General features: G+C 71.7%; 17 protein-coding genes. 10 read left to right on the top strand and 7 right to left on the bottom strand.

What is annotated here, in order from left to right:
- Positions 1-37: 37 nt before the first annotated feature.
- A complete protein-coding gene (locus C8K30_RS04290; protein WP_108491593.1) occupies positions 38-1,636 on the bottom strand; it encodes an acyl-CoA carboxylase subunit beta in 1,599 nt (532 codons plus the stop codon).
- Positions 1,637-1,754: 118 nt separating this feature from the next.
- Between C8K30_RS04290 and C8K30_RS04285 the strand changes: the two genes are divergently transcribed.
- From C8K30_RS04285 to C8K30_RS04275, 3 genes are all read left to right on the top strand, one after another.
- Positions 1,755-2,591: a biotin--[acetyl-CoA-carboxylase] ligase gene (locus C8K30_RS04285; RefSeq protein ID WP_108491592.1), complete on the top strand. Its 837-nt coding sequence runs from the start codon at positions 1,755-1,757 to the stop codon at positions 2,589-2,591.
- Between the two features lie 167 nt (positions 2,592-2,758).
- On the top strand, positions 2,759-3,055 hold the full coding sequence (locus tag C8K30_RS04280) for a hypothetical protein (protein WP_108491591.1): 297 nt from the start codon (positions 2,759-2,761) through the stop codon (positions 3,053-3,055).
- Between the two features lie 65 nt (positions 3,056-3,120).
- Positions 3,121-4,188 carry an adenylate/guanylate cyclase domain-containing protein gene (locus C8K30_RS04275; protein WP_108491590.1) on the top strand — a complete coding sequence of 356 codons (1,068 nt, stop codon included), beginning with the start codon at positions 3,121-3,123 and terminating at the stop codon, positions 4,186-4,188.
- Positions 4,189-4,260: 72 nt separating this feature from the next.
- Here C8K30_RS04275 and C8K30_RS04270 read toward each other — a convergent pair whose 3' ends face one another.
- The 3 genes from C8K30_RS04270 to C8K30_RS04260 form a co-directional block, all read right to left on the bottom strand.
- The gene (locus C8K30_RS04270) at positions 4,261-5,040 is read right to left on the bottom strand and encodes a crotonase/enoyl-CoA hydratase family protein (RefSeq protein WP_108491589.1); all 780 of its coding nucleotides are present in this window, start codon (positions 5,038-5,040) and stop codon (positions 4,261-4,263) included.
- 38 nt (positions 5,041-5,078) lie between these two features.
- Positions 5,079-6,770 carry a lysyl oxidase family protein gene (locus tag C8K30_RS04265; protein ID WP_233256959.1) on the bottom strand — a complete coding sequence of 564 codons (1,692 nt, stop codon included), beginning with the start codon at positions 6,768-6,770 and terminating at the stop codon, positions 5,079-5,081.
- A 167-nt stretch (positions 6,771-6,937) separates the two neighbouring features.
- The gene (locus C8K30_RS04260) at positions 6,938-7,774 is read right to left on the bottom strand and encodes a helix-turn-helix domain-containing protein (protein ID WP_108491587.1); all 837 of its coding nucleotides are present in this window, start codon (positions 7,772-7,774) and stop codon (positions 6,938-6,940) included.
- Positions 7,775-7,875: 101 nt separating this feature from the next.
- Here C8K30_RS04260 and C8K30_RS04255 point away from each other — a divergent pair, with 101 nt between their 5' ends.
- From C8K30_RS04255 to C8K30_RS04240, 4 genes are all read left to right on the top strand, one after another.
- On the top strand, positions 7,876-8,616 hold the full coding sequence (locus C8K30_RS04255) for an SDR family NAD(P)-dependent oxidoreductase (protein WP_108491586.1): 741 nt from the start codon (positions 7,876-7,878) through the stop codon (positions 8,614-8,616).
- A gap of 63 nt (positions 8,617-8,679) precedes the next feature.
- Entirely contained in the window at positions 8,680-9,351 is a 672-nt protein-coding gene (locus tag C8K30_RS04250) for an HAD family hydrolase (protein WP_108491585.1), read from the top strand.
- Positions 9,352-9,428: 77 nt separating this feature from the next.
- The gene (locus C8K30_RS04245; RefSeq protein ID WP_108491584.1) at positions 9,429-10,031 is read left to right on the top strand and encodes an RNA polymerase sigma factor; all 603 of its coding nucleotides are present in this window, start codon (positions 9,429-9,431) and stop codon (positions 10,029-10,031) included.
- Complete coding sequence (locus tag C8K30_RS04240; protein ID WP_108491583.1) at positions 10,031-11,032, top strand: hypothetical protein; 1,002 nt, start codon at positions 10,031-10,033, stop codon at positions 11,030-11,032. The genes C8K30_RS04245 and C8K30_RS04240 overlap by 1 nt, the downstream gene beginning before the upstream one ends.
- A 68-nt stretch (positions 11,033-11,100) precedes the next feature.
- Here the strand turns inward: C8K30_RS04240 and C8K30_RS04235 are convergent, their stop codons facing one another.
- The 3 genes from C8K30_RS04235 to C8K30_RS04225 form a co-directional block, all read right to left on the bottom strand.
- Positions 11,101-11,301 carry a hypothetical protein gene (locus C8K30_RS04235; RefSeq protein WP_108491582.1) on the bottom strand — a complete coding sequence of 67 codons (201 nt, stop codon included), beginning with the start codon at positions 11,299-11,301 and terminating at the stop codon, positions 11,101-11,103.
- Positions 11,280-11,576: a DUF1016 N-terminal domain-containing protein gene (locus tag C8K30_RS04230; protein ID WP_233256958.1), complete on the bottom strand. Its 297-nt coding sequence runs from the start codon at positions 11,574-11,576 to the stop codon at positions 11,280-11,282. Before C8K30_RS04230 ends, C8K30_RS04235 begins: the two co-directional genes overlap by 22 nt.
- 213 nt (positions 11,577-11,789) lie before the next feature.
- A complete protein-coding gene (locus tag C8K30_RS04225; protein ID WP_108491581.1) occupies positions 11,790-12,545 on the bottom strand; it encodes an SOS response-associated peptidase in 756 nt (251 codons plus the stop codon).
- A gap of 129 nt (positions 12,546-12,674) precedes the next feature.
- Here C8K30_RS04225 and C8K30_RS04220 point away from each other — a divergent pair, with 129 nt between their 5' ends.
- The 3 genes from C8K30_RS04220 to C8K30_RS04210 all read left to right on the top strand — a co-directional run bounded on the left by C8K30_RS04220 (position 12,675) and on the right by C8K30_RS04210 (position 17,536).
- A complete protein-coding gene (locus C8K30_RS04220; protein WP_369939251.1) occupies positions 12,675-13,931 on the top strand; it encodes a multidrug effflux MFS transporter in 1,257 nt (418 codons plus the stop codon).
- A 75-nt stretch (positions 13,932-14,006) separates the two neighbouring features.
- Positions 14,007-16,247 carry an esterase-like activity of phytase family protein gene (locus tag C8K30_RS04215; RefSeq protein ID WP_108491579.1) on the top strand — a complete coding sequence of 747 codons (2,241 nt, stop codon included), beginning with the start codon at positions 14,007-14,009 and terminating at the stop codon, positions 16,245-16,247.
- A 50-nt stretch (positions 16,248-16,297) separates the two neighbouring features.
- Positions 16,298-17,536: an LCP family protein gene (locus tag C8K30_RS04210; RefSeq protein ID WP_108491578.1), complete on the top strand. Its 1,239-nt coding sequence runs from the start codon at positions 16,298-16,300 to the stop codon at positions 17,534-17,536.
- Positions 17,537-17,539: the final 3 nt, after the last annotated feature.

Here is a 17,539-nt window from a genome sequence, read left to right as displayed (position 1 = left end):
TCCCGATCTGATCTGACTGCTCGGGTCCTCCCGCCGGTCAGAGCGGGATGTTGCCGTGCTTCTTCGGAGGAAGCGTAGATCGCTTGGTGCGCAGCGCGCGAAGCGCACGCACCACTTGCACGCGTGTCTCGGACGGGCGGATCACCGCGTCGACGTAGCCGCGCTCGGCGGCGTCCCACGGGTTGACGATGGCGTCCTCGTACTCGGCGGTCAGCCGGGCCCGCTCGGCGTCGACGTCCCCGCCCGCCTCCTGGACCGTGCGCAGCGCGCCGCGCTGCAGGATGTTCACTGCGCCGCTCGCGCCCATGACCGCGATCTGGGCGGTCGGCCAGGCCAGGTTCACGTCGGCGCCGAGCTGCTTGGAGCCCATGACGATGTAGGCGCCGCCGTAGGCCTTGCGGGTGATGATCGTGACCAGCGGCACAGTGGCCTCGGCGTACGCGTAGATGAGCTTGGCGCCACGCCGGATGATGCCCTGGTGCTCCTGCCCGACGCCGGGGAGGAAGCCCGGCACGTCCACGAACGTCAGCACGGGGATGTTGAACGCGTCGCACGTGCGCACGAACCGCGCCGCCTTCTCGGCGGCGTCGATGTCGAGAGTGCCCGCCATGGACTGCGGCTGGTTCGCGACGATGCCGACCGACAGGCCCTCCACGTGGCCGAACCCGACCAGCACGTTGGTCGCGAACATCGGCTGGACCTCGAGGAACGACTCCGGGTCCAGGACCGCCTCGATGGCCTCGCGCATGTCGTAGGGCTGGTTGTCGCTGTCGGGGATCAGCGCGTCGAGGGCCTCGTCCTCCGCCGTGACTTCCAGCGCCGTCTCGTCCTCCGGCGGGAACGCGGGCGGGTCGGAGAGGTTGTTCTGCGGCAGGTAGCTCACCAGGTGCCGCACGTAGTCGAGCGCGTCGTCCTCGTCGCTGCCCATGTAGTGCGCGACGCCCGACTTCGAGTTGTGCGTCCGGGCGCCGCCCAGGGTCTCGAAGTCGACGTCCTCGCCCGTCACGGTGCGGATCACGTCCGGGCCGGTGATGAACATGTTGGACGTCTGGTCGGCCATGACGATGAAGTCGGTCAGGGCGGGGGAGTACACCGCACCGCCTGCGCTCGGGCCGAGGATCAGGGAGATCTGCGGGATCACGCCCGACGCCGCGACGTTGCGCCGGAACATCTCCGCGAACTGCGTGAGGGCCGCGACACCCTCCTGGATGCGCGCGCCGCCGCCGTCGCTGATGCCGATGAGCGGCACGCCCGTGCGCAGCGCGAGGTCCTGCACCTTGGTGATCTTCTGGCCGTGCACCTCACCGAGGCTGCCGCCGAACACCGTGAAGTCCTGGGAGTAGATGCACACCTGGCGGCCGTCGATGGTGCCGTACCCGGTGACCACACCGTCGCCCGCTATCCGCTTCTTCTCCAGGCCGAAGTTGCGGCTGCGGTGCTTGGCCAGCGCGTCCAGCTCGGTGAAGCTGCCCTCGTCCAGGAGCGCGTCGATGCGTTCGCGTGCGGTCTTCTTGCCGCGCTTGTGCTGCTTCTCCTGAGCCGTCTCCTCCGGGCCGTCGATGGCGGCGGCCCGGCGGGCGTCGAGGTCGTCGAGCTTGGCGCGCGTGCCGGAAAGGGTGGTGATGGCGTCGTTCACAGTTCGAGCGTAGTTGTCGGATGCCTCAGGCTCGATGCGAGAGCGTCCAGCGGGTCGCACAGCTGCGTTGTGGGTTTCCTCCAAGACAGACCAGGGGGTGAGGGGCGAGGATGAGGATGTGCACCAGTCCCTGCTCCTGGACAAGCTGGCCGTCCCCGGTTTTGGCCGGGTCGAGGTGGTCCAGACCGCGACGTCCACCAACGCCGAGCTCGCCGAGGCGGTCCGGTCCGACCCGGCCGCCTGGCCGGCGCCGTCGGCCCTGATCGCCGAGCACCAGACCGCCGGCCGGGGGCGAGCCGGGCGCTCCTGGCAGACGCCGCCGCGCGCCGGGCTCACCGTGTCCGTCCTGCTGCGGCCCCAGGTCCCGGCCGGGTCGCTGGGCTGGCTCCCGCTGCTGGCGGGGCTCGCCGTCGTGCGCACGGTGTCGGACGGCGGCGTCACCGCCGCGCTGAAGTGGCCGAACGACGTGCTGCTGCCCGCCGTCGACACCGTCGCCGGGCTGGGCCTGTACCGCAAGGTCGCCGGGATCCTCGCGGAGGTCGTGCCCGAGGCGCCGGGTGCAGGCAACGGGGCGCCCGCCGTCGTGCTCGGGATCGGGCTCAACGTGTCGCAGACCGCGGACGAGCTGCCCGTGCCGACGGCGACGTCGCTGGCGCTCGCTGGACATCCCCGACCCGACCGGACCGACGTGCTGGTGCGGCTGCTGGGCGAGGTGCACGCCGTCGTCCGGCGGTGGGAGAGCTTCGGGGGCGACGCCGTCGCCGCCGGCCTGCTGGACGAGTACACAGCGGTGTCCGCGACGCTCGGGACCCGCGTGCGGGCGGAGCTCGCCGGGCGGGCCGGCGCGCTCGAAGGTGAGGCCGTGGGGCTGGACCCGTCGGGGGCGCTGGTGGTGCGCACGGACTCGGGCGAGGAGCGCGCGGTGACCGCCGGCGACGTCTGGCACCTGCGATAACACCCGCCGCCGAGGCCGAGCGCCGGCGTGCGCCGGGCCCGGGTGAACTCGTGCGCCGCCCGGGGTGAACTCGGCGGCAGCCCCTGCCGCGATACGCCTGACCTGCGGTAATCTCCGCCGCAGGCGACGATAGGTAAGTGCGGGGGCCCGTGAGCAGGGGAGACGCCATGGAGGCAGGTCGAGCCACGGTCGGGGTGGCCAAGGGAATCGTGTGTGCCGCGGCGGTGGTCGCGGTCTACCTGATCAGCACGGTCCGGCTGGACCGGGGCATCGTGCAGACCGACGGGACGCCCGCGGCCGGCCTGATCGCCGCCGGGATCGCCTGGCTGCTGGTGGTCTGGGTCCTGCTCTACCGCGACGACGGCGTGCGGGGCGTGCGGCTGGACCTGTGGAACGTCGTCACCGTGGTCGGGATGCTGCTGGTGCTCATGGGGATTCCCCTGGTGCTGACGTTCTGGGGCTGACCAAGCGCTGGCCCGACCAGCGGATACCTGCGGTTGCACAGGGTGCGCCCGCCTACAGTGGTGACGTGCTCCACAATTCCGAGACCTCCCAGAACCACCACGACGCGCCGGGCGCCGACACCGCGGCCCGGCTCGACGAGACGCTGCTGGGTGGCGCACGTCGGTACACGCTGTCGCAGGTGCTGGAGCTCACCGGGCTCGACAAGCAGTTCGTGACCCGCTACTGGCGCTGGATCGGCCTGCCCGTCACGCACCCGACCGAGACCTGGTTCACCGACGCCGACGTCGAGGCGCTCAAGGACGCGGCCGGGCTGTTCGAGGCCGAGCAGATGGACGAGCGCGCCCAGATGACGTTCATCCGGTCCGTCGGCCACACGGCTGACCGGCTGGCGTTGTGGCAGGTCGAGGCGCTCGTGGAGCATCTCGCGCGGCGGTACGAGCTGGACGAGACCTCCGCCCGCCTGCTCGCCCTGGACCGGCTCCCGGAGATGACGGAGATGCTGCAGGGGCAGCTCGAGCACGCGTGGCGGCGTCAGCTCGCGGCGCTCACCGGACGCATGGCCATCGAGTTCGCGGGCGCGCACTCGGACGACCGCGGCGACACCCACCAGCTGCCCCTGCTGCGGGCGGTCGGGTTCGCGGACATCGTGTCGTTCACGAAGCGCACCGCGGGCCTCGGCTCGGAGGAGCTGGCGGAGTTCGTGCAGCGGTTCGAGGCCGGCGCGCGCGACGTCATCGTCAACGCGGGCGGGCGGGTCGTGAAGACGATCGGCGACGCGGTCCTCTTCGTGACCGACGACGTGTCCACCGGCGCCGAGGTGGCCCTCGGCCTTGCCGAGACCTCTGGTGTGGCGCTCGGCACCGCCGCCCCGGGCGACCCCGAGATCCCGGTGCGCGTCGGGCTCGTCTGGGGACGGGTGCTGTCCCGGTTCGGCGACATCTTCGGCCCGACCGTCAACCTCGCCTCGCGCCTCACCGAGCAGTCCGACCCCTCGACCGTCCTGGTCGACAAGGACACCGCGGCGATGCTCGCGACGAGCTCGCGCTTCGCGCTCACCGCGCAGCCGGAGCGTGACGTCCCGGGCATCGGCCCGCTGGCCCCGGTCCGTCTCCAACGCGCCTACCGCGGCTGATCTTGTTGTGGGCGCGATCGTTGCGATGAGACGCCCGTTCTAGGCGCAACGATCGCGCCCACAACGAGGGGGTCAGCGCTTCAGGGTTCGCATGGCGCCCGGGAGGAGCCTCAGCTGCTCGCGGCGCTCGGCCGCGAACGTGCGCCGGTCGCCCGACGACCAGCGCCGGTCGAACAGCCGCTTCGCCGCCGCAACGGCCTCGGGCCGGCGTTCGGAGATCTGCCGCGCCAGCGCGAACGCCTCGTCCAGCGGCGTGTCGGTGACGGTCCCGGCCAGGCCCAGCCGGCCGGCGTCGGCCCCGGTGAACTCCTCGGCCGTGAAGGTGAGGCGTTTTGCCGTCTCGATGCCCACGAGCTGCGTCAGCGCGCGGATCCCGGACATGTCGGGGACCAGGCCGCGCTCGACCTCCTTGACGGACCAGCGGGCATCGGGGGTCGTGAGGCGCAGGTCGGCGGCGAGCGCGATCTGCACGCCCGCGCCGAGCACGTGCCCGTGCACGGCGGCGATCACGGGGACCGGCAGGCGTCGCCACGTCCAGCAGGCCTCCTGGAACAGGTTGGTGCCGCGCGGGGTCGGCACGAACGCCCTGGCCACGGCGGCCGGGTTGCGGGCCGCCGCGCCGAGGTCGAGCCCCGCGCAGAACGACCTGCCGTTGCCCGAGACGACCACCGCGCGCAGCCCGGGCTCGCGGCGGAGCCGGCGCGCGGTGGCCTTGAGCTCGCGGAGCATGTCGAGGGACAGCGCGTTGAGCTTGTCGGGCCGGTCGAGGCGGACGTCGGCGATCCCGTCCGAGAGGGTGCAGGTGATGCGGCTCCCGGACGGGATGCCCGACGTCGTGGTGCTGGCGGTCATGGGGCGCAGCCTACGCACCGCCGGCCGACAGCAACGGGTTACTCCTCGGTGACCGGGACCTCGGTGTCGACGCCCTGGTACGGCGGGACCTTGACCGTGCGAGCGCCCGGCCGACCGCCGAGGACGACGGTCCGGTAGCTGACGTTGTTTGCCGTCGTCCGCTCGTGCAGGTTGCCGTTCGGGTTCACCGTGATCTTGATCTTGTAGGTCCCGTTGGGGACGCCCGTCAGGTTGAACGCCTGGGTCTGGTACTGGCTGTAGGTGTCGCCCCAGCCGGCGGGCAGCACCTCGCGCAGCCACAGGGCGGACCTGTCGCCGCACGCGCTGTCGAGGCCGGTGGCCTCCGGACGCCAGGCGGCACCCGGCACCGAGAGGTCGACGGGGTCCGTCGGCACCAGGCACCACGACTGCTTGCCGCTCGTCGTCACCAGGGAGCCGTCGGGCTTGACGAGCTCGTAGCTCGCGAAGTCCAGGAAGTGCCAGTGGTCGTGCTCGGGAGCGTCGTGGTACTTCATGGTCCCGGTCCTGGTGCTGCCGACCTCCTTGCCGTCCCGGTAGAAGAACTGGTAGGCGTCCATGACCTCGCCGGCGCCGCGGCGGTAGCCCTCGACGACCAGGGGAGCCGGTCCGGCGTTCCACTCGTGGGCGTTGAAGGTGAGGCGGTCGACGCCGCCGTCCCGCTCGCTCCCGATCTGCCACGCGGGCACCGACACGAGGTCGGGGAGCGTGTCCTTGGCCGGCTTGTCGTTCGAGGGGGTCGAACCCGGCTGGCCGAGCGCCGGGTGGTCGCCGCCGTGCGCCTGGCTCTCGCCGTCGATGGTGAAGAGGTTGGTGCGGTGCGTGGACTCGGTGCTGTCACCGTGGACCGCGTGCGAGCCGCCGGACAGGGTGCGCACGTGCTTCTCCTGGGGGGTCGGTTCGCCCTCCGCCAGGGTGCTGAAGCCCTCGTCGGGCGTGCCCAGCAGCGCTTCGCCGACCTCTCCGCAGTCCACGAGCTGGCATTCGTCGACCACCTTGACGCGCTGCGACACCGAGCGACCGTCGGCGGGGAGGCCGAGGAAGTTCGCGACGGGATCGCTGATGGTCACGGTCATCCTGAGGTTCCTGCGCGTGGTCTTCACCTCGAAGTAGGTGTCCAGCTTGGCCGCCCAGCCCTGCTCGATCCCGAACACCGTGGACTTCGTGAACCAGTTGCCGCCGCAGAACCCGGGGTAGATCGGCTCCGTGTTGCCGGTGGGCTCGACGCGCTGGCGCTCCGCCCCGCCCAGGCACAGGCTGCGGGACTTCTTGAGCAGCACGTTGCCGTTGGCGTCGACCACCTGGACCGTGAGCCCGTTCTTGAAGCCGTCGAGCCCGTCGACGATCGCGGCCGGGGCCTTCGTGGTGGTGCGCTTGTCGCCGCGGATCACCGTCTTGGTGAGCGTGACCGGGTCAGAGGCCTTGGCGCGCTTGGTCAAGAACTCGTAGCCTTCGCCGTAGGCGGCCATCCAGACGGCCGAGTCGAGGTACACGTAGCCGTCGTAGGTGTAGCCCTCGACGGTGCTCGACGCCGGGGCGAAGCGGAGGCCGCGCTGCGCCGAGGGTTCGGCGGCAGTCGGTGTTGTTGTCCCGGCGGCCGCGGCCGCGGTGTCGGTCGCGCCCCCTTCGCCGAGCAGGCCCAGTGCCAGTACAGCGGCGACGCCCATCGTGAGCAGGCGCGGTGATGGGCGGGACAAGCGGCGTGCGGTCATGAATCCCCCATGTCGGGTAAGGACGGAAAACCTGTCACGGGGTAGGGACGCTCGGACCTGCTGTTACGTTGCCCCGAGGGGCATAGTTCACCTTCCGGACGTCAGCTCGCGCGGAGGGCGCCCGTTACACGGGCGCGGTGGGTGCCTGTCGTGGTGCGGAGTGCCCGTCACACGGCGCGCAGCGCGCCCGGCCTGCGGCCGGCCAGCCGGTCGAGCGCGTCCGACGTCGCCGCGTCCGCGGGCAGGTGCACCACCAGATGCTGGCCGTCGGCGTCGGGCAGCGCGAGGGTCTCGACGTCCAGCCGCAGATCCCCGGCCTCCGGATGCCGCATCCGCTCCGTGGCGGTGCGGTACCGGGCCGAGAGCGGCGCGGCGAACCGGTCGCTGAATGCCGCTCCCGCCAGGACGGTCATCGTCCTGGCGAGCTCGGCGACGTGCGGATCGCCCGGGACCGACTCCATCCGGAGGGCCGCGACGTGCCGGTCCGCGACGTGCTCCCAGTCGGGATACGCCTCCCGGGCCCGGGGTTCGGTGAGGACGAACCGCAGCAGGTTGGGCTGGTCGTCGTCGAACAGGCCGAACGGCTCGAGCAGCCTGCGGTACGCGCTCGTGGCGGCGAGGACGTCGCTCACGCGGTTGAGCAGCACCGCGGGCGATGGTTCCAGCCGGTCGAGGAACGCGCGGACCGGCGGCCGCACCGAGTCGGCGGGCGGGTCGACGGCGCAGACGCCGTTCGGGCCCTTGCTGGCGCGGAGCAGCAGGAAGCGCTCGTCCGAGGGGAGCCGGAGCGCGTCCGCCAGCGCGCCGAGGATCTCGGGCGACGGATGCTTGTCGCGCCCCTGCTCCAGGCGGGTCAGGTACTCGACGCTGACCTCGGCGAGCGTGGCGAGCTCCGAGCGGCGCAGGCCCGGCGTCCGGCGTCGGGCGCCGCGGGGCAGGCCCACGTCCTCCGGGGCGAGGGCCTCGCGGTGGGCGCGCAGGAGCGCGCCGAGCTCGCTGGTCATGAGGCCCAGCGTAGAGGTGCCGGACGCGCGGAGGGTGGCCCGCTCAGGGCCAGCCTCAGGGCGGCCTGGTTGCCCGACGCCGGCCCGCGCACGGTGGAGCCATGGATACCGGACTTCAGGAACGGACAGTCATCGTGACCGGCGCGTCGGGCGGCGTCGGGCGACACATCGCCACCGCCTTCGGAGCGGAGGGCGCGAACGTCGTGGTCACCTACCGCAACGCTCGCGACGAGGCGCAGAAGGTGGCCGACGAGATCGGCGACCGTGCGGTCGTCGTCCAGTACGACCAGGCGGACCCGGCAGCGGCCGAGGCGCTTGTCGCCGCCGCCGTCGAGGCCACCGGACGGGTGGACGTGCTGGTCAACAACGCGGTGGCCTGGGGAGGCATGGCGCCCTTCGACACCGTGCCGGACGAGGAGTGGACCGGGCTGATCCGCAGCAACATCGAGGGCGCGATCCGGCTGACCCGCGCCGTCACACCGCTGATGCGTGCGGCCGGCTGGGGGCGGCTCATCCATCTCTCGTCGTCGCTCGCGACGGACGGCGCGCCCGGGGCCGAGTACTACGCGGCGGCCAAGGCGGCGCTGCACGGCTTCAGCCGGTCCGTCGCGTTCTCGCTCGGGCGGGACGGGGACCTGCTCTCCAACGTGGCTCTGCTGGGCCTGACCAGGACGGCGACCAACACCCACATCATCGAGGAGGTGGGGCAGACGTACGGGGAGCGGTCTCCGCTCGGCCGGCTGCTGGACGCGTCGGAGGTGGCGACCGCCGTCGTCTGGCTCGGTTCGGCCGCCAACACCGCGATCAACGGCCAGGTGATCGGGATGACGGGCGGGGCGTAGCCGGACGACGGCCGCGCGGCCCGCCATGGCGGTGCGGTGGCGGGCGTATGACACGATGCGAACGTGCTGAAAGTCGTTCTCTTCGATCTCGACGACACACTCGTGGACCAGGAGGGCGCCTCTCGCGCGGCGCTCCTGGACTGGCTGCCCGAGCTGGGTCTGGACCTCGACGACCCGGATGAGCTGGTCGCCGCGTGGGGCAGCATCGCCGAGGAGGCCTACGGCCGCTACCAGCGCCGCGAGCTGACGTTCGCGGGGCAGCGGCGCGTCCGCGTGCGCGAGTTCCTGGGGGCCGACGCCACCGACGAAGAGGCCGACGAGCTCTTCTCCGGCTACCTGTCCCGCTACGAACAGGCCTGGACGGCGTTCGACGACGCCGTCCCGGCCCTGCGGCGGGTGCGCGACGCCGGCCTCGTCGTCGCGCTGCTCACCAACGGCGACTCGGCCCACCAGCGGCTCAAGCTCGACCGCACGGGCCTGGCCGAGCACGTCGACGTCGTCGTCTCCTCGGACGACCTGCCCGCGGGCAAGCCCGACCCGCGCGCGTACGCCGTCGCCTGCGAGATCCTCGGCGTCACGCCGGGCGACGTGCTGATGGTGGGCAACGACGTCGAGAAGGACTACCTGGGCCCGCTCGACGCCGGCTTGGGCGCGCTGCTGCTGGACCGGGCCGACCGGTACCCGGAGGTCGCGGACCGGATCCGGACGCTGGACGACGTACCGCTCGCGGCGTAGCCGGCAGGCTCCTGTAACGCTGCCGGGCCAACCGGACATGACACTCTCGTCACAGCCACGCCACCGAGAGGTCCCGGATGACGTCCCCCGAGCCCCAGCCACCACCCGACCCGCTCGCCGACCGCGAGGACCGGTTCACCGCGCTCTTCGAGTCCACGCACCGCGCCCTGCTCGCCTACGCCGTGCGCCGGGTGACCGAGCCGGCGGACGCCGCTGACGTGGTCGCCGAGAGCTTCCTCGTCGCCTGGCGTCGCATCGACGACGTCCCCGGCGGGGACGACGCCCGGCCCTGGATGTTCGGGGTGGCCCGCCGGGTGCTCGCCAACACGCGCCGCGGCGATCGCCGTCGGCTCGCCCTCGCGGATCGGCTGCGAGACCACCTCACCGACGTGGCGCCGCCGCCCGACGACTCTGGGAGCGATATCGAGCGGGCCCTCGCCCGCCTCTCCGCCGACGACCAGGAGATCCTGCGCCTGGTGGCCTGGGAAGAGCTCGGCCGAGACGAGATCGCGCTGGCCCTTGGCGTCTCGCGCACCGTGGTGCGCGTTCGTCTGCACCGGGCGCGCCGTCGGCTCGCCGACCAGCTGGCCGCTCTGCAGGAACCCCTGAAACGTTCCGCCACAGGCGGACAGGTGATGAGCAGGTGGGCAGGAGCCCGCCCCGGGATCGAGGAGGCGTGATGACGGACGAGATGAAGCAGCTGAAGGCCGCGGACCCGATGCGTCGGGTTGACCTCGACGCCGTGGATCCGGCGGCATTCGCCGCCCTGCGCGAGGAGATCACCATGACAGGAACCCAGCTGGACGCCGCCGCGGCGGAGCGAGAGGCCTTCGGGGCGCCGCTGCCCGGCGCCCGCCGGAAGCGGCTCGGGCGGCGTGGCGCGATCGCCGTCACCCTGGCCGGCGTGCTCGCGGGGGGCGGCGTCGCATACGCGGCCGTCCAGGCGTACCTGGGCGGGGGCACGGAGGGGCTCACGTGCATGACCACGTGGAACGACCGTGCGCTCGAGGGCCTGGACACCGACGCGTCCGGGCCGTGGCTCACCGGCGACGCCGTCGCCGACTGCACCACTATGCTCGCCGAGGCGGGTCTGCCGCCCATCGCCGATCCCGTGGTCTTCGAGCACGACGGCCACATGTTCGTGACGCCCACCGACCAGGCACCTGACTGGATCGAGCCGATCGACAGCGGGTCCGGGCCTGCGGTGGACGCGAGGGTGATCGAGCTCCGGATGAGCCTGGGCGACCAGGTCGACGGCGGCAACTCTTCCTGCCGCACCCTCGACGAGGGCGTGGCATGGGCGCAGTCCGAGCTCGACCGGCTGGGGCTGGAGGAGGACTGGGCCGTCGAGACGGTGGGGACGGCGAGCCCGGAGCGGCCGTGCAGCGGGATGTCCGCCGAAGAAGCCGGGACGCTGGTGGTCGCGCCTTCCGAGGATCCGGAGCTGCTCTACTCCGTCCCCGAGCTCGAACCGGTGGTGGACATGCTGCGCAGCGACATCGCCGAGCAGTGCCTCACGGCCGAGCAGGCGCGGGACGTCGCCGACGAGGCGCTCGCTCCCCTCGAGCACCACTGGCCGACCACGACCGTCGTGGACGAGTCGGCGGAGTGCGCCCGCGTGGACTTCGAGGTCGGCGGCAGCGTCCAGGTCGCGGTCTACGGGCCGACGACGGTCGGCTGACCGGGCCGGTCGCCAGGGCGTGCCGCGTCGGCCTCGGCCGACACGGCACGCTCCGCGTGCGGGTAGCGCTAGATGCCGTTCCTCGATCGCTGGATGACGCCGAGAGCGTCGGGTTCAAGCGGCTCGAAGTAGTCCGCAGCGTCGTCTCCTGCGGCATCCAACCGCGCTCGGTCGTAGGCCTTGATCTCGTCCCTGACGACTGCTTCGAGCTCGGCCGCACTCGGCAACGCGGCCTGCTCCTCGGGCGTCAGGCCCTCGTAGAGCGCCACGGCAGTTGGCGCGGCGGCCGTGGACAGCGGTCCTGGCGAGCGTGAAGCTTGTCGAGGAGAACGGTGACGTGGCGCCATGGCAATTGTGCACCAGGCTGGTGCACAAATTCGGCCTCGGTCGGCCACGCCTCGGCGACCTTGCGCATGTAGAGCAGATTGCGCCGCGACCATCCGTGCTGACCAGGGAACTCGCGTCGCATATCGGCCGAGATGCGGTCCACGACCTTGGCGCCCCAGCCCTGGTCTCGCTGTCGGGTCAAGATGTCGTTGCCCACGCTCCAGTAGCCGGAGGAGCTCGGCGTTGGCTGCGCGGACCATGCGGAACTGCGTGCCGCGGACCCGGTGCTTGAGGTCCGTGATGAACGCCTGGTAGCCGTCGGGCTCAAGGTCGTCCTTTGTGGTGGAGATCGTCATGGGGTAAGCGTGTAGAGGTATCCGGCTATCCGCCACCCGAGTTGCATATACGCAACGATCTGCGCTCAAACTGCTCAGAGCGCCACCGGCTCTGGATCTCTCGGCTCCGGGTCCACTTCGATCAGCGATGGCCCATCGTTCTGCACCGAGCCGACGGCGTCGCCCACAGGGAGTGTCGCCAGCGGCACGTTGTCGACCCGCAACAGGTCGGAGGCGTCGCCGACGGCCGGGTCGAGCCACGTGTCCCAGGCCTCCGGCGGCAGCAGGAGCGGCATGCGGTCGTGGATGGCCTCCATGCGGCCAGCCGCCGGACGCGTCACCACGGTGGTCGACACCAGCCAGCGGTCCGGGTCGCTCTCGCTCGCCGCCGGGTTGCGCCAGAACTCGTAGAGGCCGGCGAAGGCGGCCACGCCGGGGCCGGCCGGGTGGATCCAGTACGGCTGCTTGGGGACCTTCTTGGAACCGGAGGCGGGCAGCGCCAGCTTGCGCCACTCGTAGTAGCCGTCGGCCAGCACCAGGCAGCGCCGCGCGGCGAACGGCTTGGCGAACGCCGGCTTGTCGAGCAGCGTCTCGGAGCGCGCGTTGATCATGCGGGCGCCCACGGTCGGGTCCTTGGCCCAGGACGGCACCAGCCCCCAGCGCGCGAGCTCCATCGACCGTCTCACCTCGCCGGAGTCCTTACGCGCGCGCTCAAGGACGATCCGCACCGGGTCCGTAGGCGCCACGTTCCACGACGGCGGCAACAGCCGCGCGTCCTCGGCGATCTCGGCGATGGCGAGCTCGTCGGCGAGGTCCTGGGCATCCGTGAAGGAGGCGAAGCGTCCGCACATAGGACCAGCATGCCCCGAGCCACTGACACCCACCCGCGCGGCAATGGACCGGTGAACACGGAGCGAACATGCGGCGCGAGATCGAGATCACTCTGGCCAGTGTCGTATCGATTCGATAGCATCGGGGACATGCCATCCGTTGCGCCGTCGGGCGTGTCCTCAACCATGCCCGCGCGCCGCGCGTCGTCCCGGTCGACCGTCAAGTGGGTCCTCATGCTCGGGGCGCTCTCCGCCCTGCCTGCGTTCACCGTCGACATGTACCTCCCGGCGCTGCCGCAGGTCGCGGACGACCTGCTCTCCACAGAGGCGATGGCGCAGCTCACGGTGTCCTGCATGCTGATCGGCGGCGGCGTGGGCCAGCTTGTCATCGGCCCGCTGTCCGACCGCTTCGGCCGCCGCGCCCCGCTGCTCGTGGGTCTGGTGCTGCACGTAGTCATCTCGCTGCTGTGCGCGGTGGTCACGAGCATGCCGCTGCTGATCGGTCTGCGGCTCGCGCAGGGCTTCTTCAACGCGGCCGCAGGCGTTGCCTCCGTCGCCGTCGTGCGCGACCGGTTCGTGGGTGCCGAGGCGGCCCGCATCCTGTCCCGACTCATGCTCGTGATCGGCGTGGCGCCGATGTTCGCGCCCACGCTCGGCTCCTTCGTGCTGGCGCACGGCACCTGGCGCTGGGTCTTCGCGGCGCTGGCCGCAATGGGCGCGGTGCTGGCCGTCGTCGTGCTGGTGTGGATGCCCGAGACGCACCCGCCGCTCAAGCGACTGACGGGCGGCATCCGTACCGTCGCCGGCGGCTACGGCCGGCTGCTACGGGACCGGCACTTCCTCGCCCTCGCCGTGATCCCCGGACTCGGCTTCGGGGTGCTCATGAGCTACGTGGTGGGTTCCCCCATCATCTTCCAGCAGGAGTTCGGGCTCACCGGGGGGCAGTTCGCCCTGCTGTTCGGCATCAACGGTGTGGGGCTGGTCCTGTCCGCCCAGGTCAACGCGGCGCTCGTGCGCAAGGTCGCGCCGGTCCGGCTGCTCCGGTTCGGGGTCGTCGCGCAGGCGGTGCTCGTCGTCGTGCTCCTCGTCGTGGTTCTGACCGGCGCGGGCGGACTGATCGGCCTGCTGGTGGCCCTGTGGTGCGTCCTCGCGTTCCAGGGGCTCATCCCGGCGAACGCGTCGGCGATGGCCCTGTCGCGGCACGGCGAGATCGCCGGGACGGCGGCCGCGATGATCGGCGCCATCCAGTCGCTGGTGGCCGGGGTGGTGAGCTCGCTCGGCGGGTTCCTCGGCGGCGACGCCGTGGCCATGGCCATGGTGATGCTCGTGGCCGTGCTTTTGGCGATCGGTGTGCTCGCGACCGCTACCCCGGCGTTCCGGCGCGGTGGCTGGCACATGCCGGTCTGAGACCGGTCTGAGAGTTCACCTGGCGGTAGTGCCGGATTCACCGGGATTTCCGCTGCGCCGACTTGGCTCGCCCGCATGAGCACACCCATGCGTACCCGCGCCACGCGCGTGCTGGCCGCCGCGGCAGCAGCGTCGCTGCTGCTTCCCGCGGCCGTCGCCGTCGCCCGGCCCCAGCAGGGCTCGGGGCCTGAGCACCACGGCGCCACCCACCTCGCCGCCACGCTGGCCGGCCGCGCCACGCTGTCAGCCGACTACCTGGCCGAAGGCCCGCCGTCGGGCGCCGCCGCCAGCCCCGCCAACGGGCGGCAGGGACCCTGGGACGGCCAGGTGATCCCCGGCTTCTCCGCGATGGTCGACAACCACGACGGGACCTTCTGGGCCCAGCCGGACAACGGCTTCGGGGCGAAGGGCAACTCCGCCGACTTCCTCCTGCGCAACTACCTGGTGCGCCCCCAGTGGGACACCGGCAAGAGGGGCTCGGGCGAGATCAAGGTCCTCGACTTCATCGAGTACAACGACCGCAACGACGTGCTCGACTTCGACATCGTCAACGAGGACACCGACGAGCGGCTCCTCACGGGCGCCGACTTCGACATCGAGTCCCTCGTCCGTGCAGCCGACGGCACGCTGTGGGTGGGCGAGGAGTTCGGCCCGTTCCTGCTGCACTTCGACGCCGACGGCACGCTGCTGGAGGCCCCGTACGAGTTCCCGGACGGCAAGTCGCCCGGCAACCCGTACCTGGAGCCCGGCGAGACGCCCAACGTCGGCAGCAGCCGCGGCTTCGAGGCCTTGGCGGGCAGCGGGCGCTACCTCTACCCGGTCGTCGAGGGCAAGCTGGCGGACGACGCCGACGCCCGCCGCCGCTGGATCTACCAGTTCGACACACGTCGCGGCGAGTACACCGGCAAGCGCTGGGCGTACCAGACGGACCAGGAGGCCGACGTCATCGGCGACGCGTTCTCCACCGGCCGCGACTCGATGCTGCTCATCGAGCGCGACGACTTCGAGGGCGACCAGTCGGTCACCAAGCGCGTGTACGAGATCGACCTCGACCGCACGGACCGCGACGGCTACGTCCGCAAGGAGCTCGTCGTGGACGCCCTGCGGATCGAGAACCCGCGCGGCATCGACGCGGGGGAGGGCTACGGGCTCGGCGACACGTTCGCGCTCCCCGTGCAGTCCTTCGAGACCGTTCTGTTCGTCGACAGGAACACGCTGCTGATCGGCAACGACAACAACTACCCTGGCAACGACGCGCGGACCACTGGCACCCCGGACGACACCGAGATGGCCCTGGTGGACCTCAAGAAGGAGCGCGTGGTCGACGACGGCGTCACCGTCGTCGGGCACCGCGGGGCGTCCGGCTACCGGCCGGAGCACACGCTCGCCTCGTACGAGACCGCCATCAACCAGTGCGCGGACTACATCGAGCCAGACGTGGTGTCCACGAAGGACGGCGTGCTGGTCGCCCGGCACGAGAACGAGATCAGCGGCACGACCGACGTCGCCGCCCACCCCGAGTTCGCCGGCCGCCGCACCACCAAGACGATCGACGGCGTCCAGATCACCGGCTGGTTCACCGAGGACTTCACGCTCGCCGAGCTGCGCACCCTGCGCGCCAAGGAGCGTCTGCCGCAGGTCCGGCCCCAGAACACCCCGTTCGACGGGCTCTATCTGATCCCGACGCTCGACGAGGTCCTCGACCTGGCCCGGAACAGCCGCACCTGCGACGGCGCGCCCGTCGGCGTCTACCCGGAGACCAAGCACCCGACCTACTTCGACTCCGTGGGCCTGTCCCTGGAGGAGCCGCTCGTGCGCGAGCTGCGCCGCAACGGCTTCGACCACGCGGACGCCCCCGTGATCGTGCAGTCCTTCGAGGTGGGCAACCTGCAGGACCTCGACGAGCTCACCGACGTACCGCTCGGCCAGCTCGTGAGCAGCAGCGGTGCGCCCTACGACTTCGTGGCCGACGGCGACCCGCGCACCTACGCGGACCTGGTCACCCGGCAGGGGCTGCGTGAGGTCGCCACCTACGCGGACGGCATCGGCGCGGAGAAGAACGTGCTGATCCCGCGCAACGCCGACGGCACGCTCGCCGCGCCGAGCAGCGTGATCCGCGATGCGCACCGCGCGGGCCTCGAGGTGCACACCTGGACGTTCCGCCGGGAGAACCAGTTCATGCCGACCGAGTTCCGCTCGTCCGCCGACCCGAACGGGATCGGTGACCTCGTGGGCGAGATCAGCGTCTTCCTGGCGGCCGGCCTGGACGGCTTCTTTACGGACAACCCGGACCTGGGTGCCGCCGCAGTGGGCTGACCTGCCCACTTAACAGGCCTTGTGCCGGGCTACCTGCCTATGCTCCGAAGGTGGCCCGGCACAGCCGTACTCAGCGCAGTCATCGCGTCGCGCGTGCCGCGACGCTTCTTGTCGTCGGCGCACTCGCCTTCGTGGCCGCCGGTGGAGCCGCCGCGTACCTCGACCTGAAGCAGCAGATCGGCGTGAGCGACGTGTCCGGCTTGGTCAAGGGGTCGGTGGCGACGCCGGACCCCGACGACCCGTTCACCGGCCGCAGCCTCAACATCCTCATCATGGGAACCGACCTGCGCGGCGGTGAGAACACCGAGATCGCGGGCGCGGGCGACGGCGGCATGCGGTCGGACACCACGATGCTGGTGCACATCTCAGGCGACCGGTCCCGCATCGAGGTGGTCTCCGTCCCGCGCGACTCGCTGGTCGACATCCCGTCGTGCGAGCTGCCCGACGGCGGCGAGTCCGGCGCCACCTACGGCATGTTCAACAGCGCGTTCACGATCGGCGGCGGCGCGGAGGAGGACCTCACGTACGCCGCCGCCTGCACGATCTCGACGGTGCAGATCCTCACCGACGTCCCAGTCACCAACCACATGGTCGTGAAGATGGACGGCGTGGTCGAGGTCGTCGAAGCGCTCGGCGGGGTGCGCATGTGCCTGCCCGAGCCGCTCGTGCAGAACCCGGCGTACGGCAAGTTCGAGCTGCCCGCCGGCGAGCAGACCCTCGACGGGCGCCAGGCGATCGGCTTTCTCAGGGCCCGGCACGGCACGGGCCTGGGCCTCGAACAGGGCAGCGACCTCACGCGGATCGAGCGCCAGCAGGCGTTCGTCGACGCACTGGTGCGCCAGGTCCTGGACCAGAACGTCGTGACGAACTCACCGCGGCTGTACCGCACCATCCAGGCGGTGCTGCGCGCCATCTCCGCGGACCCCGGCCTGGCCGACCCGGCGGCGCTCGCGGGCCTCGCCTTCAGCATCCGGGACATCGACCCGGCCCAGATCGTGTTCACCGAGCTGCCCGTGGTGGCCGCGCCGAGCGACCCCAACCGCGTGGTCTGGACCGAGGACGCCACGGCGATCTGGGAGCGCATCGCTGCCGACGAGCCGCCGCCCGGGCACGAGACGCCGGCGCCGTCCGCCACGGGGAGTGCCGGCGGGGAATCGGGGGAGCCCTCAGGCGGTGCCTCGGGCCAGGGCACGGGCGCGGGAGCCGGCGAGGAGGGCGGGGAGACGCCGTCGGACGGCGCCAGCCCGTCGCCGTCGCCCTCGCTGCTGCCGGGCGTCTGCGCGAACTGAACC

Source organism: Promicromonospora sp. AC04, from assembly GCF_003058225.1.
Classification (GTDB): domain Bacteria; phylum Actinomycetota; class Actinomycetes; order Actinomycetales; family Cellulomonadaceae; genus Promicromonospora.
The sequence above is the reverse complement of the archived record's forward strand: the minus strand, read 5'-3'. Positions and strand labels throughout refer to the sequence as shown.

What these genes read in the sequence shown, in the direction of transcription:
- C8K30_RS04270 (WP_108491589.1), bottom strand. Translation starts at nt 5,040, where the DNA reads ATGACCGCCAGCACCACGACGTCGGGCATCCCGTCCGGGAGCCGCATC.
- C8K30_RS04240 (WP_108491583.1), top strand. Translation starts at nt 10,031, where the DNA reads ATGACGGACGAGATGAAGCAGCTGAAGGCCGCGGACCCGATGCGTCGG.
- C8K30_RS04280 (WP_108491591.1), top strand. Translation starts at nt 2,759, where the DNA reads ATGGAGGCAGGTCGAGCCACGGTCGGGGTGGCCAAGGGAATCGTGTGT.
- C8K30_RS04265 (WP_233256959.1), bottom strand. Translation starts at nt 6,770, where the DNA reads ATGACCGCACGCCGCTTGTCCCGCCCATCACCGCGCCTGCTCACGATG.
- C8K30_RS04215 (WP_108491579.1), top strand. Translation starts at nt 14,007, where the DNA reads ATGAGCACACCCATGCGTACCCGCGCCACGCGCGTGCTGGCCGCCGCG.
- C8K30_RS04220 (WP_369939251.1), top strand. Translation starts at nt 12,675, where the DNA reads ATGCCATCCGTTGCGCCGTCGGGCGTGTCCTCAACCATGCCCGCGCGC.
- C8K30_RS04260 (WP_108491587.1), bottom strand. Translation starts at nt 7,774, where the DNA reads ATGACCAGCGAGCTCGGCGCGCTCCTGCGCGCCCACCGCGAGGCCCTC.
- C8K30_RS04245 (WP_108491584.1), top strand. Translation starts at nt 9,429, where the DNA reads ATGACGTCCCCCGAGCCCCAGCCACCACCCGACCCGCTCGCCGACCGC.
- C8K30_RS04225 (WP_108491581.1), bottom strand. Translation starts at nt 12,545, where the DNA reads ATGTGCGGACGCTTCGCCTCCTTCACGGATGCCCAGGACCTCGCCGAC.
- C8K30_RS04255 (WP_108491586.1), top strand. Translation starts at nt 7,876, where the DNA reads ATGGATACCGGACTTCAGGAACGGACAGTCATCGTGACCGGCGCGTCG.